Origin of the sequence: Shinella granuli (assembly GCF_004341885.1) — a bacterium.
Lineage (GTDB): Bacteria > Pseudomonadota > Alphaproteobacteria > Rhizobiales > Rhizobiaceae > Shinella > Shinella granuli.
In genome coordinates, this window is the sequence record NZ_SLVX01000002.1 from 62,376 (window position 1) to 86,995 (window position 24,620).

General features: G+C 66.5%; 26 protein-coding genes. 12 read left to right on the forward strand and 14 right to left on the reverse strand.

The genetic code is table 11. From position 1 onward, the window contains the following. Positions 1–246 precede the first annotated feature (246 nt). The 5 genes from EV665_RS03470 to EV665_RS03490 form a co-directional block, all read right to left on the reverse strand. On the reverse strand, positions 247–1,632 hold the full coding sequence (locus EV665_RS03470; protein WP_133033112.1) for a multicopper oxidase family protein: 1,386 nt from the start codon (positions 1,630–1,632) through the stop codon (positions 247–249). An 85-nt stretch (positions 1,633–1,717) separates the two neighbouring features. Then, positions 1,718–2,953, reverse strand: coding sequence for an MFS transporter (locus EV665_RS03475; protein WP_064329441.1), 1,236 nt, complete (start codon positions 2,951–2,953; stop codon positions 1,718–1,720). A 404-nt stretch (positions 2,954–3,357) separates the two neighbouring features. Continuing rightward, positions 3,358–3,735, reverse strand: a complete 378-nt coding sequence (locus EV665_RS03480; protein WP_064329442.1) for a response regulator — start codon at positions 3,733–3,735, stop codon at positions 3,358–3,360. Then, positions 3,732–5,657: a sensor histidine kinase gene (locus tag EV665_RS03485; protein ID WP_133033113.1), complete on the reverse strand. Its 1,926-nt coding sequence runs from the start codon at positions 5,655–5,657 to the stop codon at positions 3,732–3,734. Before EV665_RS03485 ends, EV665_RS03480 begins: the two co-directional genes overlap by 4 nt. Before the next feature lie 99 nt (positions 5,658–5,756). Next, positions 5,757–6,248: a MarR family winged helix-turn-helix transcriptional regulator gene (locus tag EV665_RS03490; protein ID WP_064329444.1), complete on the reverse strand. Its 492-nt coding sequence runs from the start codon at positions 6,246–6,248 to the stop codon at positions 5,757–5,759. A gap of 114 nt (positions 6,249–6,362) precedes the next feature. Between EV665_RS03490 and EV665_RS03495 the strand changes: the two genes are divergently transcribed. From EV665_RS03495 to EV665_RS03505, 4 genes are all read left to right on the forward strand, one after another. Continuing rightward, positions 6,363–6,785, forward strand: a complete 423-nt coding sequence (locus EV665_RS03495) for an organic hydroperoxide resistance protein (RefSeq protein WP_064329445.1) — start codon at positions 6,363–6,365, stop codon at positions 6,783–6,785. 155 nt (positions 6,786–6,940) lie between these two features. Then, positions 6,941–7,108 carry a hypothetical protein gene (locus tag EV665_RS32205; protein ID WP_162852961.1) on the forward strand — a complete coding sequence of 56 codons (168 nt, stop codon included), beginning with the start codon at positions 6,941–6,943 and terminating at the stop codon, positions 7,106–7,108. Positions 7,109–7,289: 181 nt separating this feature from the next. Next, positions 7,290–7,667, forward strand: coding sequence for an MbcA/ParS/Xre antitoxin family protein (locus EV665_RS03500; protein ID WP_133033114.1), 378 nt, complete (start codon positions 7,290–7,292; stop codon positions 7,665–7,667). Beyond that, the gene (locus EV665_RS03505; RefSeq protein WP_133033115.1) at positions 7,627–8,376 is read left to right on the forward strand and encodes an RES family NAD+ phosphorylase; all 750 of its coding nucleotides are present in this window, start codon (positions 7,627–7,629) and stop codon (positions 8,374–8,376) included. The genes EV665_RS03500 and EV665_RS03505 overlap by 41 nt, the downstream gene beginning before the upstream one ends. 156 nt (positions 8,377–8,532) lie before the next feature. Here EV665_RS03505 and EV665_RS03510 read toward each other — a convergent pair whose 3' ends face one another. Both EV665_RS03510 and EV665_RS03515 read right to left on the reverse strand, forming a co-directional pair. Further along, positions 8,533–10,059 carry an ABC-F family ATP-binding cassette domain-containing protein gene (locus EV665_RS03510; RefSeq protein WP_133033116.1) on the reverse strand — a complete coding sequence of 509 codons (1,527 nt, stop codon included), beginning with the start codon at positions 10,057–10,059 and terminating at the stop codon, positions 8,533–8,535. A gap of 464 nt (positions 10,060–10,523) precedes the next feature. Continuing rightward, complete coding sequence (locus tag EV665_RS03515) at positions 10,524–12,083, reverse strand: helicase HerA-like C-terminal domain-containing protein (RefSeq protein ID WP_133033419.1); 1,560 nt, start codon at positions 12,081–12,083, stop codon at positions 10,524–10,526. A 244-nt stretch (positions 12,084–12,327) separates the two neighbouring features. Between EV665_RS03515 and EV665_RS03520 the strand changes: the two genes are divergently transcribed. Next, complete coding sequence (locus EV665_RS03520) at positions 12,328–12,717, forward strand: hypothetical protein (protein ID WP_064329449.1); 390 nt, start codon at positions 12,328–12,330, stop codon at positions 12,715–12,717. Positions 12,718–12,907: 190 nt separating this feature from the next. Here EV665_RS03520 and EV665_RS03525 read toward each other — a convergent pair whose 3' ends face one another. From EV665_RS03525 to EV665_RS03540, 4 genes are all read right to left on the reverse strand, one after another. Next, complete coding sequence (locus EV665_RS03525) at positions 12,908–14,062, reverse strand: MFS transporter (protein ID WP_064332453.1); 1,155 nt, start codon at positions 14,060–14,062, stop codon at positions 12,908–12,910. A 197-nt stretch (positions 14,063–14,259) separates the two neighbouring features. Next, on the reverse strand, positions 14,260–14,943 hold the full coding sequence (locus EV665_RS03530; protein ID WP_133033117.1) for a hypothetical protein: 684 nt from the start codon (positions 14,941–14,943) through the stop codon (positions 14,260–14,262). 212 nt (positions 14,944–15,155) lie between these two features. Beyond that, entirely contained in the window at positions 15,156–15,989 is an 834-nt protein-coding gene (locus EV665_RS03535; protein WP_133033118.1) for an aldo/keto reductase, read from the reverse strand. Positions 15,990–16,112: 123 nt separating this feature from the next. Beyond that, positions 16,113–17,306, reverse strand: a complete 1,194-nt coding sequence (locus tag EV665_RS03540; protein WP_133033119.1) for an MFS transporter — start codon at positions 17,304–17,306, stop codon at positions 16,113–16,115. A gap of 141 nt (positions 17,307–17,447) precedes the next feature. On the opposite strand from EV665_RS03540, the gene EV665_RS03545 reads away from it, so the two are divergent. Beyond that, positions 17,448–18,341: a LysR family transcriptional regulator gene (locus EV665_RS03545; protein WP_133033120.1), complete on the forward strand. Its 894-nt coding sequence runs from the start codon at positions 17,448–17,450 to the stop codon at positions 18,339–18,341. Between the two features lie 7 nt (positions 18,342–18,348). Here the strand turns inward: EV665_RS03545 and EV665_RS03550 are convergent, their stop codons facing one another. Further along, positions 18,349–18,741, reverse strand: a complete 393-nt coding sequence (locus tag EV665_RS03550; RefSeq protein WP_133033121.1) for a hypothetical protein — start codon at positions 18,739–18,741, stop codon at positions 18,349–18,351. 208 nt (positions 18,742–18,949) lie between these two features. Here EV665_RS03550 and EV665_RS03555 point away from each other — a divergent pair, with 208 nt between their 5' ends. From EV665_RS03555 to EV665_RS03565, 3 genes are all read left to right on the forward strand, one after another. Further along, positions 18,950–19,552 (forward strand): superoxide dismutase, encoded by a 603-nt coding sequence (locus EV665_RS03555; RefSeq protein ID WP_064329455.1) that lies wholly within the window; start codon positions 18,950–18,952, stop codon positions 19,550–19,552. 97 nt (positions 19,553–19,649) lie between these two features. Further along, positions 19,650–19,931 carry a toxin-antitoxin system TumE family protein gene (locus EV665_RS03560; RefSeq protein ID WP_133033122.1) on the forward strand — a complete coding sequence of 94 codons (282 nt, stop codon included), beginning with the start codon at positions 19,650–19,652 and terminating at the stop codon, positions 19,929–19,931. Next, positions 19,932–20,300 (forward strand): HVO_A0114 family putative DNA-binding protein, encoded by a 369-nt coding sequence (locus tag EV665_RS03565; RefSeq protein WP_133033123.1) that lies wholly within the window; start codon positions 19,932–19,934, stop codon positions 20,298–20,300. Positions 20,301–20,308: 8 nt separating this feature from the next. Here EV665_RS03565 and EV665_RS03570 read toward each other — a convergent pair whose 3' ends face one another. Beyond that, the gene (locus tag EV665_RS03570) at positions 20,309–21,007 is read right to left on the reverse strand and encodes a helix-turn-helix transcriptional regulator (protein ID WP_133033124.1); all 699 of its coding nucleotides are present in this window, start codon (positions 21,005–21,007) and stop codon (positions 20,309–20,311) included. Between the two features lie 121 nt (positions 21,008–21,128). Between EV665_RS03570 and EV665_RS03575 the strand changes: the two genes are divergently transcribed. Beyond that, the gene (locus EV665_RS03575) at positions 21,129–21,761 is read left to right on the forward strand and encodes a LysE family translocator (RefSeq protein ID WP_133033125.1); all 633 of its coding nucleotides are present in this window, start codon (positions 21,129–21,131) and stop codon (positions 21,759–21,761) included. Here EV665_RS03575 and EV665_RS03580 read toward each other — a convergent pair. Beyond that, positions 21,733–22,752 carry a phosphatase PAP2 family protein gene (locus tag EV665_RS03580; protein WP_162852962.1) on the reverse strand — a complete coding sequence of 340 codons (1,020 nt, stop codon included), beginning with the start codon at positions 22,750–22,752 and terminating at the stop codon, positions 21,733–21,735. The genes EV665_RS03575 and EV665_RS03580 overlap by 29 nt on opposite strands. 248 nt (positions 22,753–23,000) lie before the next feature. On the opposite strand from EV665_RS03580, the gene EV665_RS03585 reads away from it, so the two are divergent. Continuing rightward, entirely contained in the window at positions 23,001–23,444 is a 444-nt protein-coding gene (locus EV665_RS03585; RefSeq protein WP_064329461.1) for a c-type cytochrome, read from the forward strand. Positions 23,445–23,612: 168 nt separating this feature from the next. Continuing rightward, positions 23,613–24,527, forward strand: a complete 915-nt coding sequence (locus tag EV665_RS03590) for a cytochrome c (RefSeq protein WP_425376489.1) — start codon at positions 23,613–23,615, stop codon at positions 24,525–24,527. Positions 24,528–24,620 lie beyond the last annotated feature (93 nt).

A 24,620-nucleotide genomic window follows, 5' to 3' on the forward strand; every position in this document is an offset into this window, starting at 1 on the left:
TATGGCAAAGGCAGGGCACGCACTCTCCTCCGTCATGCTCGGGCTTGACCCGAGCATCCACGCCCCACCCGCGGCTTGGATCCTCGGGTCAAGCCCGAGGATGACGGGGGAGGCAAAGTTTTCTAGCCCGTCAAACGGCACGGCATGCTGCACCGTTCCTTATGTTCGTCCTGTGTCTCTTCTTGCGTCATCCTCGGGCTTGACCCGAGGATCCACGAGCCGCACGGCAAGACCGCGCGGCCGCCTCTAGACGACCCGCACATAGCTCGTCATGCCGGTCTTCTGGTGCTCGATGATGTGGCAATGGAACACCCAGTCGCCCGGATTGTCGGCGACGAGGGCGAGTTGTACCTTTTCGTCCGGCAGGATGAGGTAGGTGTCGGAGAAATGCGGGCGGATCGCCTGCTTGTTGGAGTTCATCGGCCGGAAGACGAGGCCGTGCAGGTGGAGGGGGTGGACCTGCGGCGTCGGGTTCTCGACGTTGAAGATGTAGGTTTTGCCCGCCTTCATTTCGGCGAGCGGGGCGGTCGGGTCGCCCGTGTCGTCTGCCCACGGCACCTTGTTGATGGCCCAGAAATTGTAGCCGAGCGAGCCGCAGATGCCGTCCTTCGGCCGCTCCTCCGCCGAGGCGCTGAGGATGAAGGGGATTTCTGTGGCGGCGGCAAGGTCCGGCTCGGGCAGGGGATTTCGCGCAAGCGGCGGCAGGTCGCGCGCATCGCGCTTCAGCGAGGCGCCGGTAGCGCGGAAGGTGGCGAGCGTCGCCGGCTTCGTGCCGCGCAGGTCCTTCAGCGCCGCGACGGCGCCCTCCGTGTCGGGCATGCGCAGCACGAGGTCGAGCCGCTGGCCGGGGCCGATCATCAGGTGGTCGAGCGCAAAGCGCGTCGCCGCCGGGTTGCCGTCGAGGGCGATGACCGTGGCTTCGGCGCCCTCCATCTGGAGGGCGAGGATGCGGGTGACGTCGGTTGCGGCAAGGCGCAGGCGCACGAGGCCGCCGGCCGGCGCGTCATATTGCGGCGATTGCCGCCAGTTGGCGGTGCGCACCGTGCCGAAGGTGCCGGCGCGGGCGGCGTCGCGCGGCTTGAACTGGGCGATGAACTGGCCGTCGCCGCCGAGCCGCCAGTCGCGCAGGTTGAGCACGATCTCGGCGTCGAAGACGGGATCCGCCGGGTCCTCCACGACGACGAGGCCGGCGAGGCCGCGGCCGATCTGGGTGAGCGTGTTGCAATGGGGGTGATACCAGAAGGTGCCAGCATCGGGCGGGGTGAAGGCATAGTCGAACCCGTCGCCGCCATAGACATAGGGCTGCGTCAGGAAGGGCACGCCGTCCATCCTGTTGTCGATGCGAAGCCCGTGCCAGTGGATCGTCGTCGGCTCGTCGAGCCTGTTGTCGAGGCGCAGCGCAAAAGCCTCGCCGCGCCGCATGCGCAGCACCGGCGGGATCTCGGCGTCGCCATAGGTCATGACGCCCTTTGTCGGGCCCTTGTCGGTGATCATCGCCTCGCCGGGGCGGGCTACGAGCGTTGCCGCCGCTTCGGCCTTCGCCAGCCCGCCAAAGCGCCCCGCAAGGCCGACGCCGCCGGCATAGGCCCCGGCGACGAGTGCGCCCTTCATCAGCGTGCGGCGTGTCAGCATGGCGGTCCCTCCGGTGCGTCCCCTTGCTTCTAAACCTGAGCACATGGCTCAGCAATAAGCCCCGCCCGACCAGATTGCCGCAGGCTCACGGATCGCCGTTGCGGTCCTTGTCGGCGAGCTTGTTGAAGAAGAAGGAGGTGCGCAGGAGGTTGCGGAAGCGGCTGCGCCGTTTCCCGGCGGGCACGGCGGGACGGGCGCTCATGCGCAGCGCCGTATAGGCCATGAAGGCGACGAGGATGACGGCGGTGTAGAGGAAAAGCGCCTGCGGGCCGAAGAACTGCAGCAGCACCGAGGCGAAGAGCGGGCCGATGATCGCCCCGCAGGACCAGAAGAACAGCATGCCGGCGGAGACCAGCGCATGTTCGCCTTCGCCCGCATGGTCGTTGGCATGGGCCGAGCAGAGCGAATAGAGCGGCATGGCGAAGGCGCCGAAGACGAAGATGCCGACGAGGTTCCTCACCTCGTCGCCGCCGGCGAAGAAGGCGAGGTAGAGCGCGGCGAGCGCCGAGCCGAGCGTGGCCACGAGGATGATCAGCCGCCGGTCGAGCCGGTCGGAATAGAGGCCGAGCGGATATTGCAGCACCACGCCGCCGACGATGCCGGCGCTCATGAAGCTGGCGATCGCCGTTACCGAGAGGCCGATGTCATGGGCATAGATCGGCCCGAGATTGCGGAAGGCGGCATTGGTGAGGCCGACGACGATGCAGCCGACGGTCGCCAGCGGCGAGATGTTCCAGAGCTTCTTCACGTCGAAGCGGATCGCCTCCGGCACCGTCGGGCTGGAGCGGTCGGCGAGCGAGATCGGCACCAGCGACAGCGACAGCGCCATGGCGACGATGGCGAAGAGCTCGAAGCCGCCGATGCCGATGCCGGGGATGAGATACTGCGCCGCCGTGACCGAGCCGAGGTCGACGACGCGGTAGACGGAGAGGGTGCGCGCCCGGTTGGCATTGGTGACGGCGGCGTTCAGCCAGCTCTCGACGGTGGCGAACAGGCTGGCGAAGCAGATGCCGGCGACGAGCCGCATGGCGAACCAGAAGATCGGGTCGATGATCAGCACCATGGCGATCGCCGAGGCCGAGGCGATGGCCGCCATGGCGGAGAAGGTGCGGATATGCCCGATGGCGCGCAGGACCCGCGTCACATAGATGCAGCCGATGGCAAAGCCGATGGAATAGCCCGCGCCGACGAAGCCGATCACCGCGGTGGAGAACCCCTCCTGCGAGGCGCGCAGCGCGATGAACGTGCCCTGCAGCCCGTTTCCTCCGATCAGGATGCCAGCGGTGACGAGGAGGGGAATCAGGGGGCGAATCGTGGACATGCGGCCACTATGGCGAAGGATTTTCCGAAAGGGAGGGGGAAAGCGGGAGGGGGGGCTAAATTGTAGGGGAGTGTGGTGGTTGCGGCGCTTCCTCCGCGGCTCTCCTCTGGCCTGCGCGGCGCTCCCCCACAGGGGACAGGGCCATCGCATATGGGGTTCAACGGTCCCGTTCTTCCCTTCTCCCCCGCGGGGAGAAGGTGGCCCGAAGGGTCGGATGAGGGGGTGGCTCGGATAGAGCCTTTGCGCCTTCGCCATCCCCCTCATCCGCCTGCCGGCACCTTCTCCCCGCGGGGGAGAAGGGGATGGGGGCAACGGTTTCATTCCATACGCGATGGCCCTGTCCCCTGTGGGGGAGCGCCGCGCAGGCCAGAGGGGGCGCCGGATGCCATCACCGCGCCTCACGACTATTCGTCGAGCAGTTCCGCCATGATGCGCAGGTGATCGGCCTGCAGGGGTTTTTCGAAATAGCTCTTCACGAAGCTGTACTGCATCGCCCGCTCGCGGTCCTTGCCGAGATGGGAGCTGGTCAGCATGGCGACGACGGGGGCGTGCACCTCGAACTCCTCGGCATAGCGGTCGAGGAACTCGAAGCCGTTCATCACGGGCATGTTGATGTCGAGGATGATGGCGTCGGGCGTCTCGCGGTGCAGGATGTCGAGCGCCTCCGAACCGTCGAACGCCTTCAGGATGCGGATCGACGGATCGTATTTGCGGATGGTGTATTCACAGATGAACTGGTCGTTCTCGTCGTCGTCGACGACCAGGATCGATTGGATATTCATGCTCGGTCCCCGTCGGGCAGTTCTATGATGAACCGGCTGCCCTTATCTCTAGCTTCATAGAGCGCCGTGCCGCCGAGGGCTTCCGCGCTCTTTCTCAATATGTAGAGGCCGAGCCCGCTGCCGAAGGACCGGTTCGGGTGCAGCCGTTTGAACATCTTGAACAACAAATGGCGGCTTGCGGGCGGAACGCCCAGGCCGTTGTCTTCCACCGACAGCCGCAGCTTGCCGGCATAGCGGAAGGCGCGGATGTCGATCGCCGGCTCGGCTTCCTTCGGGTCGTGATATTTGACCGCGTTGGAGAGCATGTTGCCGACGATGACCTGGAATTTCGACGGCTTGCTGACGATTGTCAATTCCGCCGGCACATGATTTTCGATGCGGATCCGCTTGGAATCCTCCAGATGCGACAGCGCGTCGATCGCTTCGGAAACGAGCGTCCGCAGCGCGATCGGCCGCTCCTCCTCCTCCATCAGCCGGTTGCGGGTGATGGTGATGATGTTCTGGATGAGGTGGTCGAGCCGGCGGAAATTCTGCTCCATGCGCCCCAGCGTCTGGCCGAGCGCGGTAAGCTCGCCGTCCGCCAGCATGTCCTTGGAGATGGTGAGCAGGCCGAGCGAGGAGGCGATCGGCGAGCGCAGGTCGTGCGAGGTGCGGTAGGCGAATTCCTCCAGCTCGGCATTGGCCTCGATCAGCGCCTGTTCGCTCGCCTTGCGCTCGGAAATGTCGCGCACGACGCCGCTGTAGATGACCGTGCCGTCGAGCTCCAGCTTGGCGACGGCAAGGTCGAGCGGGAAGACGGTGCCGTCCTTGCGCCGGCCCTCCACCTCGCGGCCGATGCCGATGATCTTCGCCTCGCCGCTGTGGTTGTAGTTGGAAATGTAGCGGTCGTGCTCGCTGTGATAGGGCTCCGGCATCAGCATGTTGACGTTGCGCCCCGTCATCTCCTCCGGCGAAAAGCCGAAGATGCGCCTGCAGGCGGCATTGGCCGACAGGATGATGCCGCGGTCGTCGATGGTGATGACGCCGTCCACGGCATTGTCGATGATGGCGGTGAGCCGGGCGCGGCTTTCGGCGAGATCCGCCGCCATGCGCCGCGCGCGGCGGGACGAGACGTAGAGATGGGCGACGAGGCCGCCATAGAGCGCGCCGGAGATCAGCACCAGCGAGGAGAGCGTCGAGCGGGCGTTCGCGCCGTCCCGCGAGAAGGTGATGCCGAACGAGGCTTCGTAGCGCCCCAGCTCGTAATAGCTCATCGCGAGCAGCAGGAGGTAGGTGGCAAGGCCGAGCATGCCGGCAAGCGTCACCCGTTGATAACCGGCCGTCTCCGTCCCGGCGAAGATGAGCGCGATGCTGACCGCGACGAAACAGCTTGCGCTCTGGAAGGACATGCGCGTGAAGCGGATCCAGTCATGGGCGAAATCCAGCGCGATCGCATAGCCGATCAGGGCGGCGGCGGCGATGATGAAGGCGATGAAGCCGAGCGCCACCTGCAGCATGCCGCTCCTGCCGCTGTGCGCGCGCAGCGCCAGCGCCAGGCTGACGAGCATCAGGCAGAGCGCCGTGTTGGGAGCGATCCGCCCCGGCAGGCTGGTGCCGATGTCGACGAAGGGCCTGTGCAGCAACGTGTCGATGCCGGCATCGATGCCGAAGAGATGCTGGGACAGCGCGAGCGCGCCGTAGAGGAAGACCGGCACCGTCATCAGCGCCGGCAGGCGCTTGTGGCCGCGCGCGGCAAGGCCGAGCGCCGTGCCGATGACGACGAAGGCGAGCGCCGCATTGAACTTCATGCCGAACAGCCAGGGATGGCGCGCCGCAAGGCCGGCGGGCTCGGCCAGCCAGAGCGCCATCATGGCGAGGCCCACGGCGATGCACCAGAGGCTCGCCGCGACGTTCGCCCTTTGCCAGGACCATGCAGAAACCAAGAATGCCCCCTTCGCGGTTCGACCGCCGCGCGCACTCTAGCGCGAAGGTTGAATCGCGAACAGGTGCCGTAAGGGGAGGATACGGTAAAATCCACCTTTTCAGGTGTCGTCGTCCCGCGTCGTGCCGCTGTCGAGCCGTCCGGTGAGGGCCTGCAGATCGGCGGTCAGGGCCTGCAGGGTCTCGATCGAGCAGCCGGTCGCCTTGCCGATCTGCAGGCGGATGCCCACCGCCTCGCGCCTCATCGCATGGCCCTTGTCGGTGAGGGTGACGAGGACCTGCCGTTCGTCGCTCCTGTCGCGGGCGCGGTGGATGTAGCCGGCCGCCTCCAGCCGCTTGAGGAGAGGGGAGAGCGTGCCGGAATCGAGGCCCAGCGTCGTGCCGAGCCCCTTCACCGTGCGCCCGTCCTCCTCCCACAGCGTCATCAGCACGATATATTGCGGATAGGTGAGGCCGTAGGGATCGAGCAGGGGCTTGTAGGTGCGGTTCAGCGCATGGGCGGCGGAATAGACGGCGAAACAGAGCTGCTGGTCCAGCGCCAGCATGCCCGCCGGAATGTCGTCCGTCTCAGCTTCGTCACGTTTGTCGGTCATGCTGGCATTGTCGCACAAATGGCCGAAATTGCAATTTGCAAAATCATATTGCGCGCAATCTAATTTTGCGCTATCTAGGTTCCATCACCAACGAAACCAGGAAGGAGACAGTCCATGCCCATTCTCTACAGAACCAAGGCATCCGCAACCGGCGGCCGCGCCGGCCATGGCGCAACCGAGGACGGCACCGTCGACGTCACGCTCACCGTGCCGAAGGAACTCGGCGGCGACGGCGCGGCCGGCGCCAACCCGGAAAAGCTGTTTGCCGTCGGCTATTCGGCCTGCTTCCTCGGCGCGCTGAAATTCGTCGCCGGCAAGGAGAAGGTGAAGATCCCCGATGACGCCAAGGTCACGGCGACCGTCGGCATCGGCCCGCGCGAGGATGGCGGCGGCTTCGGCCTCGAAGCCTCGCTCGAAGTCTCCGTGCCCGGCGTCGACAAGGCCGTGGTCGAGGACCTCGTCAAGAAGGCCCACGTCGTCTGCCCCTACAGCCACGCCACCCGCGGCAATCTCGACGTCAAGACCACCGTCGCCTGACCGGTCCCCGCCGATCGAAAAACAAGGCCGTCCGGAAAAAGCTCCGGGCGGCCTTTTCCTGTTCCATCCGGAACAGCGCGGGGCGAGGGGATGTGAGACCTTCTGATCACCGGATGAGAGAGGCTCATCCCCAACAAGAGATCAGGAGAGACCCCATGCGCAAGATCATCGTTTCCGCCGCCATCGCCGCCGTCTCCTTTGCCGCCCCCTCGCAGGCCGGCTACTACAGCTACGGCTACAAGCCGCACTGCTTCATCAAGAAGGTCAAGGCCTACGACTACTACGGCAATGTGATCTTCAAGACGATCAAGGTCTGCAAGTAAGCGTCCCCGGCACAGACCTTTGAGCGAAAGGCCCGGAGCCCCAGCCTCCGGGCCTTTTGTCATGCGCGAGGACAGCCCGCCCCGGCTGCCCGCCAACCTCGGCCGTCCCGGCCCGAGATGATCACCCCTTGTCTTAAGAAAAAGATTTGCTATATTCTTTCTCCTGAAAGGAGATCGTGCCATGCAGCGCAAGCCCGTCATCAATGCCAATGCCGAAGGCGCCGTGCTCACCAAGGCGGCCGTCACGGCGGCGGAGCGGCTGGGGCTGACGGCGCGCATCCTCTCGGCGGTCATCGGGGTCTCGGAGGCGACCGTGTCGCGGCTGAAGCGGCAGGACGTGCTCCTGGAGCGCGGCACCAAGCCGTTCGAGCTGGCGGTGCTGCTCGTGCGCCTCTTCCGCTCGCTCGATGCCATCACCGGCGGCGACGAGGGTGTCGCCCGCGCCTGGATGACGGCGGACAACAGCGTGCTCGGCGCGCGCCCCGTCGATCGCATCGTCTCCATTTCCGGCCTTGTCGATGTCCTTGCCTATCTGGACGCCCGCCGCGCTCTCGTCTGAGGCGCGGTCCTTTTCGGGGCCCGTCTGGCGTTTCGTCGAGGCGCAGCACCGCGTCTCGACGCTGAAGCTCGTCGATACGCTGGACGAGCAGGCGCTGCTGGAGGAGCTTCTGGAGGAGAGCAAGCCGGTGCTGCCGCCGGAATGCGCCGGCCTCGACTATCTGCTCGCCACCCCCTTCCGCTACGGTGCGGTCTATCCGCACGGCTCGCGCTTCCGCCGCGCCGGGCGCACGCTCGGCGTCTACTATGCCGGGCTTTCCGTCGAGACGGCGCTTTGCGAAATGGCCTTCTACCGGCTGCTGTTCTTCGCCGAATCGCCCGCAACGCCGCTCCCGGCCAATGCCGCCGACTACACCGCCTTTTCCGCCCTCATCGACACCGGCGCGGCGATCGACCTCACCGTCCCGCCGCTCGACCGGGACGCCGCCCTCTGGACGCACCCGACCGACTACGCCGCCTGCCAATCGCTGGCCGACGGCGCGCGGGCGGCCGGCCTTGCCGCCATAATCTACCGCTCGGTGCGCGATCCGGCCGGCGGCGCCAACATGGCGCTCCTCACCGCCTCCGCCTTTGCCGCGCCAAGGCCGGTGGAGCGTCAGACCTGGCGCATCCGCCTCTCGCCGCTCGGCGTGCAGGCGCTGTGCGATCACCCGGCGCGCCGGATCGGCTTTTCCCGCGAGGATTTTCGCGGCGACCCGCGCATCGGCTGACGGCCGCCATTTCCGGGCGAGGCGGGCGATCGCATATGGAGTTCGCCGGTGCCGTTCTCCCCTTCTCCCCGCGGGGGAGAAGGGGAGGAGGCGACGGGTTCCTTTCACAAGCGATAGTCTTGTTCTCAAGGGGATGCCCGGCAGTCAGCGGACGGCTCACCCCGGCAAGGCCGCCTCGGCGAAGAAGGCCTCGGGCCCGTCCACCTCGATGAGCCGGCGCTTCTCGATCAGCCAGAAGCGGTTGGCCACCGCCCGCACGAAGGCGCGGTCGTGCGAGACGATGAGGCAGCTCGCCTCGTTTGCCGTCAGCTCCCGCTCCAGCGCCTCCTGGCCCTCGATGTCGAGATGGTTGGTCGGCTCGTCGAGCAGGTAGACGTTCGGGTTGGTCAGCCGCAGCACCAGCATGCCGAGCCGCGCCTTCTGCCCGCCGGAGAGCTGCCCCACCGGCCGCCCCTGCATCTCGATGGAAAGCCCGGCGCCCGCCAGGAGGCTGCGCGCCCGCTGGTCGCCGATGTCGAAGCGGTGGATGATCGTGCCGTGCGGCGTCTCGGCGTCCGAAAGGTCCGACAGCGCCTGGTCGCCATAGCCGAGCACCAGCGAGGGTGTCGCCTTGATGCCCTCATGGCCGGCGCCCGCTGCCGCGATCGCGTCGCGCAGCAGCCGGACGAGGCGCGTCTTGCCGGTCCCGTTGAGGCCGAGCAGCACGATGCGGTCGCCCTGGCAGATGAATTTCCGGCCGGTGCGGAAGAGGAGCGTGCCGTCGGGCGTCCTGACGGCGGCGTCCTCCAGCGTCACCAGCACCTTGGCATGGGTGCCGCGGTTGGCAAGGCGGATGGCGCCGGCCGGGCGCTCCTGATGGGCGGGCCACGCGGCGTCCTCGATCCGTTCGGCCCGTTCCTTGAGCTGCCTGGTCTTGACCACCAGGAGGTCGCTGCCGGAATTGATGCCGATATTGTTGAGCTTTGCCGCCTGCTGGCGCAGTTGCTGGGCCGCCTTCATGTCCTTCTCGAAGCGCCGCTCCTCGGCCGCGTCCGCCGCGTCGAGCGCCGCGCGGGCGCGCGAATAGGGCAGCGCGAAGAGCTGCGATCGCTCGGGGCGCAGGAACAGCGTGCGGTTGGTCACGGCGTCGAGGAAGGCGCGGTCGTGGCTGGAGATGACGACCGGCATGTCGCGCGGCAGGCTCGCGAGCCACCCCTCCAGCCGGGCGATCTTCGAAAGGTCGAGATGGTTGGTCGGCTCGTCGAGCAGCAGCACGTCTGGCTCGCCGACACGCACGCGGGCGATCAGCGCGATGCGCTGCCAGCCGCCGCTGAGCTGGCCGAGCGGCCGCTCGCGCAGCGCCTCGGGCACCTCCAGCTCCTCCAGCGTCACATCGGCCCGCCAGCTTTCGCTGTCCTGCTGTTCGAAAGAAAGCGCGCCGAGCACCGCCTCGCGGAAGGTGAGCGCCTCAAGGCCGGCGGGAAGGTCCTGCTCCATATGCCCGACGGTGAGGCCGCGGGCGCGAAAGATCTCGCCCGTCGTCGGCTCGAATGCGCCGGTGATGCATTTGAGCAGGGTGGATTTCCCCCGCCCGTTGGCCGCCACGAGGCCGATCCGGTCGCCGGCGGCGACGGAGAGGTTGAGATTGGCGAAAAGCGGGGTGGAAAGGGTGACGCCGAGGGCGCGGATAGTGATGAGCGACATGGAACGATCTCTGGTCTTCGGAGCCCCGCGGCGCGGCATCGGCCGTCGATCACGCGAAATGACTCAGGAAAGATGGATGCGGCTGAAGCCGCACCCGCCGGTAAGGCGGACCAGAAGAAGAGTGTGTTCGTTCCGATCAGCCCTGCAAACGCATCTGCAGGGCAAGATCAGGACCATGCGTGCGGTTCGGCAGGAAGTCGGTCTTCACGCGCAGCCCTCTGTTACGTGTTGCGAACGGGGAAGGGATACCATCGGCTTGCGGGGTTTGGCAAGCGGGGCGAATGGCCCCTCATCCGGCTGCCGCCACCTTCTCCCCGCAAGCGGGGAGAAGGGGATGCCGATCCGGTTTCCTGCAAGAGGGACCGGCGGAAACAAGACGGGACCTTGCCACAAATCCCTTCTCCCCGCTTGCGGGGAGAAGGTGGCGGCAGCCGGATGAGGGGCCGCCCCGCCCGCAACGCCCTCTACCGCCGCAAGCTCCCCAGGATGCCGCGCACCAGCGCCCGGCCGAGCGAGGAGGCGACGGTGCGGGCGACGGACTTCATCGCGGCTTCCGCCACGGTCTCGCGCTGGTAGCCGGAGCGGGCTTTCGGCTGCTTGGGGGCGGGCTGGGCGGCGGGTTCGTCGTCGCCGAAGCCGGGCAGGGTCCAGCGGCTGCCGCCGGAGGATTGCGGGCTCGCCTCCTGGGCCTCCGCCTGTTTCTGCGCCGCCTCGGCGGCCTTCTTGGCGCGCGCGGTCAGGATCTCGTAGGCGGATTCGCGGTCGAAATCCTCGTCATAGAGACCCGCGACGGGGCTGACATTCATGATCTCCCTGCGTTCGGCCTCGGTGACCGGGCCGAGGCGCGAGGCCGGCGGGCGGACCAGCGTGCGCTCCACCATGGAGGGCGCGCCCTTGCCTTCGAGCGTCGAGACGAGCGCCTCGCCGGTGCCGAGCTGGGTGATGACCTCGGCGCAGTTGAAGTCCGGGTTCGGCCGGAAGGTGTCGGCGGCGGTCTTCACCGCCTTCTGCTCGCGCGGCGTATAGGCGCGCAGCGCGTGCTGCACGCGGTTGCCGAGCTGGGCGAGCACCGTTTCCGGCACGTCGAGCGGGTTCTGCGTGACGAAATAGACGCCGACGCCCTTGGAGCGGATGAGGCGCACGACCTGCTCGACACGCTCGGTGAGCACCTTCGGCGCGTCGTTGAACAGAAGATGCGCCTCGTCGAAGAAGAAGACGAGCTTCGGCTTGTCGGGATCGCCCACTTCCGGCAGCACCTCGAACAGTTCCGAGAGCATCCAGAGCAGGAACGTGCCGTAGAGGCGCGGGTTCATCATCAGCTTGTCGGCGGCGAGCACCGAGATCGCGCCGCGCCCGTCATTGGTCGTGCGCATGATGTCGGAGATCTTCAGCGCCGGCTCGCCGAAGAACTGCTCGGCGCCCTGCTGTTCGAGGATCAGCAGCTCGCGCTGGATCGAGCCGACCGAGGCCTTGGAGATGAAGCCGAACTGGCTGGAGAGCGTCGAGGCGTTCTCGCCCATATAGTTGAGCAGCGCCTGGAAATCCTTCAGGTCGAGCAGCGGCAGGCCGCCCTGGTCGGCGATCTTGAAGGCGATGTTGATGACGCCTTCCTGCGCGTCCGTCGCGTTCATCAGGCGCGAGAGCAAGAGCGGCCCCATCTCGGAAATGGTGGTGCGGACGCGATGGCCCTTCTCGCCGTAGAGGTCCCAGAAGATCACCGGGAACTGCTGGAATTCGTAAGGCGCAAGGCCGATCTGGTCGGCGCGCTTCTGCAGGAAATCCTTGGCCTCGCCGATGGCGCCGATGCCCGAGAGGTCGCCCTTCACGTCGGCGCAGAAGACCGGCACGCCGGCATTGGAAAAGCCCTCGGCGAGGATCTGCAGCGTCACCGTCTTGCCTGTGCCGGTGGCCCCCGTCACGAGGCCGTGGCGGTTGCCGAACTTCAGCTCCAGATATTCCGGCTTGTTGTTGGTATCGTCCGGCTTGCGGCTGGTGCCGATATAGAGTTTTCCGTCCTGAAGAATGGATTCCGTCACGTTGAAACTCCCTGGCGCCGTTCTGACCCGATCGCTGCCGGCGGGCGGATCGCCGCGCCGGGCAGGTTTTCATTGAATCGTCTCAGGCAGGTTATAAGGATAGTCCGGCACGGGAACAACACGCTTTCAAGGGGCGGCCAACCGGCCATGAAAGCCTCGCGCGGCCGGCTTGAGTTTGCCGGAGATTTCATTTACCTTGACGTTAACGTCAATTCCTTTCGGAGGGTTTTCCATGAACGAACTCGTCACCCGCGTTGCCGATGCCGTCGGTATCGATGCCGCCCTGGCGGAAAAGGCCATCGGCATGATGCTCGGCTTCCTGCAGCGCGAGGCCGCCGACGGCCCGGTCGCCCGCATGATCGAGGCCATTCCGGGCGCCTCCGAACTGGTCGCCAAGTATAATGGCGAAGGCGCGGGCGAAGGCCTGCTCGGCGGGCTGATGAGCGCGATCGGCGGCGGCGGCGTCATGGGCCTCGGCCAGCAGCTGATGAGCCAGGGTCTCGGCATGGGCGAGATCACCGGCCTTGCCAGGGAAACCATGGCGGTCGCCCGCGAGCATGCCGGTGCCGAGGTGGTCGACGAAGTCGTCGCCTCCGTACCGGGTCTCAGCCAGTTCGTCTGATCGGGCGGCGCGGCCGTCGCCTATGCGGTGAAGCCTCCTCCACACAAGGGCCTTGCCGTGCAGCACTCCCGGCCGGAAAATTTGCCTTGGGAGCAAGCCTCTCTCCTTCTCCCCCGCGGGGAGAAGGGAATGGGGCGACGGTTTCCTTCCACAGGCGATAAGCACAGACAAAGCGGCCCTGCAGGCCACCCTACCGCCGCCGCGCGATCATCAGCGCCGCGGTGAAGACCGTCAGCCCGATGCCGACGGAGAGCGGCCCGGCCTTCGGCCCGCCGGCCTCCATGATCGCGCCCGTCAGGGCCGAGCCCGCGCCGCTGCCGGCCGCATAGGCGAGCGCGAAGGCGGCCGAACCGGCCACCAGCATGGCGCTGCTGTAGCGCTCGCCGAGCATGGTCAGCGCGCAGGTATAGAGCGAGAAGGTGGCCGTGCCCATCAGCGCGAAGACCGAGAGGATGGCGATTTCCGACTGCATCGACGGCAGGGCGAGATAGCTCGCCGCCGCGGTGCTGACGGCCGCAAGGGCGACGCGCTCGCGCGGCAGCTTGTCGAGCAGGAGGCCGATGAAGGGCTGGGCGATCGCCGTCGGCAGGGCCAGCACGGTCACGCTGATCGCCGCGAAGGCCTCCGTATGCCCCATCTTCACGAAATAGACCGGCATGGCCGAGATGGCCGCGATATCGGCGAAACCGAAGACGAAGACCATGCCGACGAGCAGCGGCGCGGCCTTGAAGAAGCGGAAGACGTCGCCCGTGGAGGAGGGCTCCGGCACCGTCCTGGTCGAGAACATCAGCATGGCGGTCGCAAAGGCGACGATGGCGAGGTAGACGGCGGTCAGTGCGAAACCGAGCCCGCCCTCGCTGCCGAGGAGCGGAATGGCGAGCGGCCCGGCGGCAAAGCCGGCGCACATGCCGGCGCCGTAGATGCCGGAGACCCGGCCGCGCAGCCGGTCCGGGCAGGCGGCGTTGAGCCAGGCCTCGCCCAGCATGAAGATGAGGCTGGCGAAGAAGCCGAGCAGGAAGCGGGCGACGAACCAGACGGCGAAGGAGGACGACGCCGCGAAGGTGGCAAGGCACAGCGAGCAGCCGACGAGGCTGGCGATGATCAGCCGGTCGGCCCGCCAGCGCGCCGTCAGGCTGCCGAGGAGCAGCGTCGAGGCGGCAAGGCCGGCGGCGAAGGCGAGCGCGTTGACGCCGATCAGCGCCGGGGAGAAGCCGCGCGCCTCCAGCGTCAGCGAGATCAGCGGATAGGTGAGCCCCTGCGCCACGGAAAAGGCGGTGACGCCGAGAATGACGGCGGCAATGGCCGGCCAGTCCGGCGAGAAGACGGTTGAGGATGAGGACTGCATGAAGGGCTCCCGGCGCCGCACCGGGCGCGCACCCTCCATATCGGATCGGGACCCTGTTTGGGAAGGGGCGGGCGAACCGGGTGCATGATGAGGCGCGGGCAGGCAAGCCGCGCCCGGGCGGTTGCCGAGCGGGCGCATTCGCACTCGCTCGGCTCTGGCCGTCCCGGGCGTCTATCGCAGCAGGCTTGCGTAAGGATCTAGTGTTTGCAGCCGCATGCGGCTTCCGGAAGCGACGCGGCCTGGCTCGCGACCAAGGGGATGTGGACGCAGGCATCCCAGCACTTCTCGATCCCCCATTTGCCCACGCAAAGCCGCACGCAAAGCTCGGACGGCGCGCGGAAACAGGCTTCGATTTTCGCAATTTCTATCGACCAGATCGGATAGCACCCCTGCAGGGGGATGCAGAGCGGAACCCGCTCGTTAAAACCCACTTTCGCGCCAAATATCTCGATCTTCGCCCAGGCATGGATCGTCGCGCAAAGCCTTCCGTTCTCGAAACGCGGATTTTCGATATTCAATCCCCCGTCGACGCCCCTGGTGCTGATTTCATCGAGGATCTCGGATGCTTTGCCCTCTTCAATCGAAAGGGCCGTGATGCTGTCGTCCGGCGACAGGCTCCAGACCTTCTCGTTTTCAAGCCTGTTCGCGCAATCGTCGTCCTTGGAGACGATCTTGCCGGGGCCCACAAGCAGGAGAGGCATCGGGATCGTCAGCCTCCGGCAAAATTGCCCCATGGAAAAGGAATACACCATCGCGAGTACGGGGGCTTTCACCGTCTCCACGCCCAGTGCCTTTACAACTGCGTCTCCGTCCGAAATTTCGAGCCCGTATACCTTTATGGCGAAACGGCTCTTCATTGCCTCATTCAAGGTAATCGACATTTTTTCCTCCATCCCGCGCCTTGGTGGCAGCGTTCGGAGCGTAATGTTTCCTGAAGAAATTGCAAGTATAAGTTACATTTGTGCAACTTGATGAAATTTTAGATTGTACTCGAGATGGCCGCATACGGTCTGCAACACGGATCGGTCGGATCATCGCTGCATCAGGTTGTTCCTGCCTCCCGCGGTTGCCCGCGGGAGGGGCCTGGACAATGTCAGGCGGCGCGGTCCCAGGCCGGGGCGAGGCCGTCGGGGCTGACGATGCGGCCGTCCGGGCGGGCGAGCCGGTGGATGCGCATCATCTCGTCCGGTGACAGCACGAAGTCGAACACGGCGAGGTTCTCGGCAATCCGGCTTTCGGTCGCCGTCTTGGTGAGCGCCACGACGTCGGGCTGCTGGATCAGCCAGCGCAGCACGACCTGCGCCGCCGATTTCCCATGCGCCGCGCCGATCTCCTTCAGCACCGGATCGTTCGGCACCTTGCCGTCGGCCATCGCGTAATAGGCGGTGAGCGCCATGCCGTAGGTCTCGGCCGCTTCCAGCACCTTCATCTGGTCGAGATAGGGATGGTATTCGACCTGGTTGGTGGCGAGCGGCGCCGTGCTGAGGCGCACGGCCTCGGCCATCAGGGCACTGTTGAAGTTGCTGACGCCGATATTCCTGGCAAGGCCGCGCTCGCGCACGGCGTTGAGTTCGCCGATCTGCGCCTCCAGCGGCACCGCCTCGTTCGGCCAGTGCAGGAGCAGGAGGTCGACATGGTCGGTCCCCAGTTTCTTCAGGCTCTCCTCCACCGAGGCGGCGAACCTGTCCCGGCCGTAATTGTCGACCCAGACCTTGGTGGTGAGGAAGAGGCTGTCGCGCGCGATGCCGGATTTCTCGATGGCCGCGCCGACGGCGGCCTCGTTGTCGTAGATCTGGGCGGTATCGACATGGGTGAAGCCCTCGGCGAGTGCCTTCGGCAGGATGGCGAGGACTTCGGGTTCCGGCATGCGGAAGGTGCCGAAGCCGAGCTCAGGGATGTGGGCGCCATTGGCGTTGACGGTTTTCATTGGAATTCTCCTTTCAGGTTGATGGCCCGCCGGAGCGCAGGCAATTCCAGCAAATCTGCGTGGCGGTTTTGCGTTCGGAACTGCCGGGAATGGGTTGGTAACGCCCCGGCGGGGGCAAGGGTTTCAGGCCGGCTGGCAGGCGGCGCCCGGCCGGGCGCGCTCGCGCCGGTCGAGGGCGCCGCTGAGAAGCGTCAGGCCGAGCGCGGCGGCGACGAGGACGGCGCCGACTGCGGGCGTCGCGCCGAGGCCGAGCGGCGAGGCGACGACCAGCCCGCCGATCCAGGCGCCGGCCGCGATGCCGAGGTTGAAGGCGGCGATGTTGAGCGCCGAGGCGACGTCCACGCCGGCCGGGCGATGGCGCCGCGCCATGTCGACGACATAGAGCTGGAGGCCGGGCACGTTGGCGAAGGACAGGAAGCCGAGCGCGGCGAGGGTGACGAGCGCGAAGGCCGGGGCGGGCGCCGTGAAGGTGAAGAGCACCAGCACGGCGGCCTGTAGCGCGAAGAGCACGACGAGCGCCTTCACCGGATCGCGGTCCGCCACCTTGCCGCCGACGATGTTGCCGAGGGCGATGGCCGCGCCATAGAGCACGAGCACGAGGCTGACCGTGCCCGCCGAAAGGCCGGTGACCTCCTGCAGCAGCGGCGAGAGGAAGGTGAAGGTCACGAAGGTGCCGCCATAGCCGAGCGCCGTCATGGCGAAGACGATGATGAGGCGGCCGGAGCCGAGCACGCGCACCTGCTCCACAAGGCCCGCCGGCTTTTCCCGCCGCAGGTTCGACGGCAGCAGGACGGCGATGGCGGCGAAGGCGACAAGGCCGAGCCCGGCGACGGCCCAGAAGGTGGCGCGCCAGCCGAAACTCTGGCCGATGACGGTGCCGAGCGGCACGCCGGTGACGATGGCGACAGTGAGGCCCATGAACATCATGGCGATGGCCGAGGCGCGCCGGTCGGGCGAAACGAGGTCGGCCGCGATGGTGGCGCCGACGGAAAAGAAGACGCCGTGCGCGAAGGCCGAGAGCACGCGGCCGGCCAGAAGCACGCCGTAGCCCGGCGCCAGTGCCGCCAGCGCATTGCCGGCAACGAAGAGCGCCATCAGGCAAAGGAGCAGCGGCTTGCGGCCGAGCCGGCCGGTGAGGGCGGTGAGCACGGGCGCGCCGAAGGTGACGCCGAGCGCGTAGACGGAAACGATGAGGCCGGCGAGCGGCAGGGTGATGGCAAGATCTGTCGCGACGGTCGGCAGCAGGCCGACGATCACGAATTCGGTGGTGCCGATCGCATAGGCGGCGACCGTCAGGGCGAAGAGGGCAAGTGGCATGGCATATCCCCGCGTCCGGCTTGAGGCGGACGGCTTGGCTGGGTTGCGTTTCTGGTTCGCCGCGGAATATGGCGCCGGGCCACTTGCGTGTTAATCCGGTCAAGTGGATAAGAATATGTGAATTGAATTCAAAGGTGGCGCATGGACAACCGGGCCGGCGAAATGGATGTCTTCGTGCTGGCGGCGGAGCTGAAGAGCTTTTCGGCCGCCGGCCGCAAGCTCGGCCTGTCGCCCTCGGCGGTCAGCAAGCTCGTCACCCGCATCGAGGACCGGCTGGGCGCGCGCCTTCTCGTGCGCACCACGCGCCGGCTGGAGCTGACGCCGGAAGGGGAGGTCTATCTCGGCCGGGCGCGGCGCATCCTGGCCGAGATTGCCGAGACGGAGCGCATCGTGGCGGCGGGCGCGCGCGTCGTGCCGCGCGGGCCGCTGAGGGTCAATGCCTCCGTCGGCTTTGGCGAGCGCTACATCCTGCCGCTGGCGCCGGCCTTCCTGTCGCTCTATCCGGAAATCGAGCTGGACCTGACGCTGACCGACGGCGTGATCGACGTGATCGGCGAGCGCGCCGACGTCGCCATCCGCTCCGGCCCCTTGCGCGATTCGTCGCTGAAGGCGCGCAAGCTGCTGGAAAGCCGCGAGGTCGTCGTCGCAGCGCCCGCCTATCTCGACCGCGCCGGCACGCCGCGGCACCCGGACGAGCTTGTCGCCCACAATTGCCTGCGCTTCAACTTCCGCCGCAGCATGGAGGGTTGGCCGTTCCTGTCCGGCGACGGCAAGGCGGTCGCGGTGCGCGAGGTCTCCGGCAACATGCTGGTCTCCAGCGGCGCCATCCTGCGCCAGCTCTGCCTCGACGGCCTCGGCATCGGCCGCATCGGCCGCTTCCATGTCGAGGAGGACATTGCGGCCGGAACGCTGGTGCCGCTGCTGGAGGACTACAATCCCGGCGAGGTCGAGGTCGTGCATGCCGTCTTTGCCGGCCACGAGCACCTGGCGGCCCGCATCCGGGCCTTCATCGATTTCCTTGCCGGGAATATCTGACGGCGGACTATTCCTGCCCGGCCTCGTCCACCGTCTTGTTGTCGCCCGTCTTGGCCCGTTCCGCCGCCGCCGCCTCGCGCTCGCTTTCGCGCACCACATGCAGGAATTCGGCCGCAATGGGCGGGGAGACCTCCACCGTCTTCTTCTGCTTGTCGTAGACGCAGAGATAGGTGATCTGGCTCTTCGATTCCGGTGAAAGCCCCTCGATCGCGGCAAGGCCGAAGGACTGCGTGCCCGTCGGCTCGACGAAGACGTTCGGCGTGCCGAGCGCTTCCGGCAGGCTCGCCAGGCAACTCTTCTCCACATCGGCGCGGAATTCCTCCCAGGCATCGGGCGAGGAGGCATGGGCGAGCGGGGCGGCAAGCAGGAGCGGAAGGGCGCAAAGCAGGCGAAGACGCATGGACAGGCTCCGTGTCGGGGGTGTCGGACAAAATGTTTCAGATCGAATCCGGTTCCATTTGTCATTGATCCGACATGGAAAACGGGAAGGATTTTGTCGCATGTCAGGAAAAATTGGAACCCGGGCGGTTGCCTCTTCCGGTTGCCGCTCCTATGTTCCGCTCACGGATTTCATTGAAAAAATTCCGTCGCCAAGAGGAGACACCACGATGGCTTTCGAACTTCCGCCGCTTCCCTACGATTACGATGCGCTCGCGCCCTTCATGTCGCGCGAAACGCTCGAATATCACCATGACAAGCACCACAAGGCCTATGTCGACAACGGCAACAAGCTGGCCGAGGAAGCGGGCCTTCAGGACCTCTCGCTGGAAGAGATCGTCAAGAAGTCCTACGGCACCAACCAGGGCCTCTTCAACAATGCCGGCCAGCACTACAACCACGTGCACTTCTGGAAGTGGATGAAGAAGGGCGGCGGCGGCAAGAGCCTGCCGGGCGCCCTGCAAAAGGCGATCGACAGCGATCTCGGCGGCTATGACAAGTTCAAGGCCGATTTCGTCGCCGCCGGTACCACGCAGTTCGGCTCCGGCTGGGCCTGGCTCTCCGTCAAGGACGGCAAGCTCGCCATCTCCAAGACCCCGAACGGCGAGAACCCGCTGGTGCACGGCGCAAGCCCGATCCTCGGCGTCGACGTCTGGGAGCACTCCTACTACATCGACTACCGCAACGCCCGCCCGAAATACCTCGAGGCCTTCGTCGACAGCCTGATCAACTGGGACTACGTCCTGGAGCGCTACGAAGCCGCCACGAAGTAAGGCGTTTTTCCCGTTCGAGTTCAGGAAACCCCGGCTGGAAACGGCCGGGTTTTTTCTTTCGTCGACAAAAAGACATGATGATGGCATAAATGCCAACATGGATGCCGTGCTTCTCGAGCGGTCGAAAACGGTTCTGCCGGATGGCGCGATCATCGAGATCGTGCTCTGGCGGGTTCCCGAACCCGTTGCGGGAAGCAGCCATCTTTACAAATACCGCCTGTTCTATGGGCGGAACGGCCGGCGTGTCGTCGGCTTCGACAATGAGCGCGGCAAGGGCGATCATTGCCATCTCGACGGGGAGGAGCGTCCCTATGCCTTCTCCACCATTGCCGCACTGCTCGAGGATTTTCGGGCGGAGATTGCAAAACGGAGGCCGTGAATGAAGCGCGCCCGCATTCAGATCCGCAGCGATACCGACGCTGTCCTGTCCGAAAACCTCGCGCGTGCCGCCGAAGCAGCACGGACGGGGGTGCCGTCCGATCCGGTCGCGACCTTTACCTTCAGTTCGCCCGGGCAGCTTTTCTCCGTGATCAGCCCGAAGCGCTGGGCATTGATCGAGCATTTGCAGAAGATCGGCCCGAGCAGCATCCGGGCGCTGGCGCGCGCGCTCGGCCGCGATGTGAAGCGGGTGCATGATGATGTGACGGCACTCGCCGAATGGGGCATCATCGAGCGCACCGCTGACGGAAAGGTCGAAGTGCCCTTCGACGTCATCCACGCCGATTTCGATTTGCGCGCGGTCGCATAGGTTCCCGCTCACCCCGCATCCCGCCGGCTCTCCGCCCAGCCGGAAATCCAGAGCTGCCGCAGCCTGTCGCCCTCGCCGCGGAAATGCCTGCCGGTCGTTTCGCAGGCCTCCACCCGGTCGGCGCGGAAATTGCGGATGGCTTCGCGCAGCTCGCACCAGGCGACGATATTGGCGGTCTCGGAATAGTAGATGAGGGCGATGGGGCGGATGGTGCGCTCGCTGCCGCGGCCATATTCGTCGCGGTAGTCGATCATCAGCGTCTCCTCGTCGCGGATCGCTCGGCGCACCGTGGCAAGGTCGATGCCCTCGGGCTGGCGCGGCGTCGTGCCCCAGGCGTGCAGGGCGCGGGCGGAGAGCGTCTGGCGCAGCGGCGGCGGCACGGCGCCGGCGATCTTGTCGCCGACCCGCCGGGCGGCGGCCTTCAGCTCCGCGTCACCGGTTCGCTCCAGGAGCGCCAGCGCCAGCACCACGGCCTCGGTCTCCTCGATCGAGAACATCAGCGGCGGCAGGTCGAAGCCGGGGCGCAGGATATAGCCGATGCCCCGCTCGCCCTCCACCGGCACGCGCATCGCCTGCAGGGCGGCGATGTCGCGGTAGATCGAGCGCACCGTCACCTCCAGCCGCCCGGCGATCTCGGCCGCCGTTATCGGGTGGCGGGCGAGGCGCAGGATCTGGATGATCTCGAACAGCCGCGAAGCCTTGCGCATGGTCGTTCCCCTCACAACTGACACAACCCTGTCAGTTGGTCTCCATTATAGCACGCTTCAAGCGCTTGAAACACAAGGAGGCAGCGGGCTTCCGGGCGCATATCGGCAATGGACAACTGACATGACCTACAGCGAAAACCTCTGGCTCTTCTTCCTGCTCGTCTCCGGCATCATCATCGTGCCGGGCATGGACATGGTCTTCGTGCTGGCGAGTTCCCTCTCCGGCGGGCGCAGGGCGGGGCTCTCGGCGACCTTCGGCATCATGGCGGGCGGCCTCGTGCACACGCTCTATGCCGCGCTCGGCGTCGGCATGCTGCTGCATTTCGCGCCGGGCCTCTTCAACGGCCTGCTGCTCCTCGGCGCCGCCTATGTCGCCTTCATCGGCTGGCAGCTCTTCCGCTCCTCGATCGTCGTCGATGCCGTCGGCAGCCTCGACCGGCGCGGCCTTGTGGCCCGCTTTCGCCAGGGCGCGCTGACGAGCCTGATGAACCCGAAGGCCTATCTCTTCATGCTCGCCGTCTTCCCGCAGTTCCTGCGCCCGGAATTCGGCCCGCTGTGGCGCCAGACGCTCGTCATGCTGGCCATGATCTGGGCGACGCAGCTTGCCGTCTATGGCGGCCTTGCGCTCGCCGCCGCCCGCAGCCGCGATGCGCTGACCGGCAGCCCTGCCGCCACGCGCCTCGTTGGCCGCGCCGCCGGCGTGCTGCTTGTGGCGATCGCGGTGGTTACGGTGTGGCGGGGTTGGGAGACGTGATCGCGGCGGCGGCGGGCATCGGCAGGCGGTTCGCAAAAAGCCGTTTCAAGCCGACATGCAGGAGCCCGACGACGACGATGGAGACGTAGCCATCGATGGCATAGTGCCAACCGAAGAGGACGGAGCTGAGGGCAACGATGCCCAGATAGATAAACCCGATGGTGCCGGCCTTGCGGTTGATGTCCCAGAGCAGGAACGCATTCATCGCCGCAACGCCCACATGGACGCTTGGAAAGGCCGAAATGCCGGTTCCGATCCCGATGGTTCCGTTCACGTAGCTTTGCCAGAGATAGGGCCGGTGTGTCGGTCCTATCCGCTCGAGCAGGACCTGCATCTGGCCGCCGAAGCGCGTGGCATCCCCGGTGACATCCGCATAGAAGACGGGCCCGGCCGAAAGGAACAGGCAGGCCAGCAGGCTGCCGAGCACCACCCATACGGAGGCGAAGGTCAGGAAGTAGCGCAGCCGGATGGCGCTCGCATCCTTGCGGGTAGCAATGAAGAAGGCCGGGATGAAGGCCAGGGCCATCCAGCCGACCATGTAATTCCACTGCAGGATGTTCAGGAGGAACGGATAGTCGAGAGCCTGCAGCAAGGCAGGCCCGGGATCCATGCCGCCATGAAGCCATGCATCGATATCGGCTTGCGCACGGTCATGGGGAAACCCGTCCATCAGAACCGGCATGAGGGTCTTGAACGTGGTGAACGATCCCATGAACAGGATCAGCATCGCCAGCGTCACCACGGCCGAGGCGATGTTGCCCGACAGGGTGGGCAAGGCCGAAACCATCGTCCGCAGGCCGGGCCTGTCCGATCGCAGGCACCACAGGAGCACATGCGTGATGGTGGTGACCAGCGGCAGGCCGATGAAGTAGAGGGGGCCGAAATTCGCCAGGTATTGCTGGTAGGATGCCGCAACGAGCGCCCCCTGCGATGCTGCGATAAGAAGCACCGCCGCGGTATAGGCGATGACGACACCATGGAACGGCGCCATGGCTTTGACATTGGCACAAAAGGCGGTTGTGAACGCACGCATTGCTGACCCGGCGCTGCCCAATCCTCGACGATCCCTCTGGTCTGCACGCAAAGCGTCAAGGAAGAGTGAAGAACGGCCGGTATGCGGCTGTATGGCGGGCCATCAAAAAGATTTTACTGTCTGGAATCGTTCAAAATGCAAAGATGCCCGCGCATCGTAAACCGGCGGCGCGGAGGAAACCGCCCGCCAGCAACCGGGAGAACCCGATGAAGTTCAGGACTTTGGCGGCCGCGGCCGCTCTTGCGGTCATCGGCGCAGGGGCCGTCGTGGCGGCGGACGAGCCGCAGGTCGTGCGCCAGGAGATAATGAAGAAGGTCGGCGGGGCCATGGGCGCGCTTGCCGGCATCGCAAAAGGCGAAAAGCCCTATGATGCGGACGTCGTCAAGGCGTCCCTGACCACCATGAGCGAAGCGGCGAAGGCCTTCCCGGACCAGTTCCCGGCCGGTTCGGAGGCGGGCAGTGAGACCGAAGCCAGCCCGAAGATCTGGGAGGCGATGGACGACTTCAAGGCCAAGGCCGCCAAGCTCGGCGCGGATGCCGACACGGTGCTCGCCAGCCTGCCGGCGGACCAGGCGGCGGTCGGGGCTGCGCTCGGCACGATCGGGCCCAATTGCGCAGGCTGTCATGAGGTCTACCGCGTCAAGAAGTGACCGCGGTAGACCCTTCCAACCGAAACCGATGCAGATCGCCTCGGCGCACCGCCGTGGCCGCGATCCGTGGCATTCCCGGCCGGGGCGAAATCGCCTCGGCCGGGAATGCCGAAGAACAGGGCTTTCCGGATGCCGCGATGACGGGGCTCGCGCGGCTGGCGAGAGGGAATTCTCATGGCACTCAAGAAGCTTCTCGGCGGGATCGTCGTGCTCGGCGCGATCGGCGCCGGCGCCTTCCTCTTCATCACCGCGCCGGAGCGGCTGCCGGCCGAGACCTGGGCCGCGGCGGGCGCGCCGGACCTGGCGAACGGCGAGCGCATCTTCCATGCCGGGGGCTGCACGAGCTGTCATGCCGCGCCGGGCGCGGCCGATGACCAGAAGCTGGTGCTGGCGGGCGGCCTTGCGCTGAAGAGCCCGTTCGGCACCTTCCACGCGCCGAACATCTCTCCCGACGAGACGGCCGGCATCGGCGCCTGGACGCTGGCGCAGTTCGGCGACGCGATGAAGCGCGGCACCGGCCGCGACGGCGAGCACCTCTACCCGTCCTTCCCTTACGCTTCCTATGCGCGCATGACGGTGCAGGACATCGCCGACCTCTACGGCTACCTGAAGACCCTGCCGAAGAGCGGCAATGTCGCGCCCGGCCATGATCTGCCGTTCCCGTTCAACATGCGCCTGGCGCTCGGCGGCTGGAAGTTCCTCTATCTCGACGAGGCACCGCGGGTGGCGCTTGCGAGCGCCGACGAGACCATCAGGCGCGGCCAGTATCTCGTGGAAGGGCCGGGCCATTGCGGCGAGTGCCACACGCCGCGCGACGTCCTCGGCGGGCTCAAGACGGACCTCTGGCTGGCCGGCGGGCCGAACCCGGAAGGCGAGGGGCGCGTGCCCAACATCACGCCGGCCGAGGGCGGCTTCGGCAGTTGGAGCGCGGGCGACATCGCCAGCTATCTCGAAACCGGCTTCACGCCGGAATTCGACAGCGTCGGCGGCGCCATGGTGCCGGTGCAGAAGAACATGGCGCTGCTGCCGAAGGAGGACCGCGAGGCGATCGCGGCCTATCTGAAGGCGATCCCGGCGCATTGAGGCGGGGTGCGGGGGCAATGCCCAGTTCCGCAGTGTCAGCCCACCTTGCCCCACCCTCTGTCGTCATCCTCGGCCTTGAGCCGAGGATCCAGG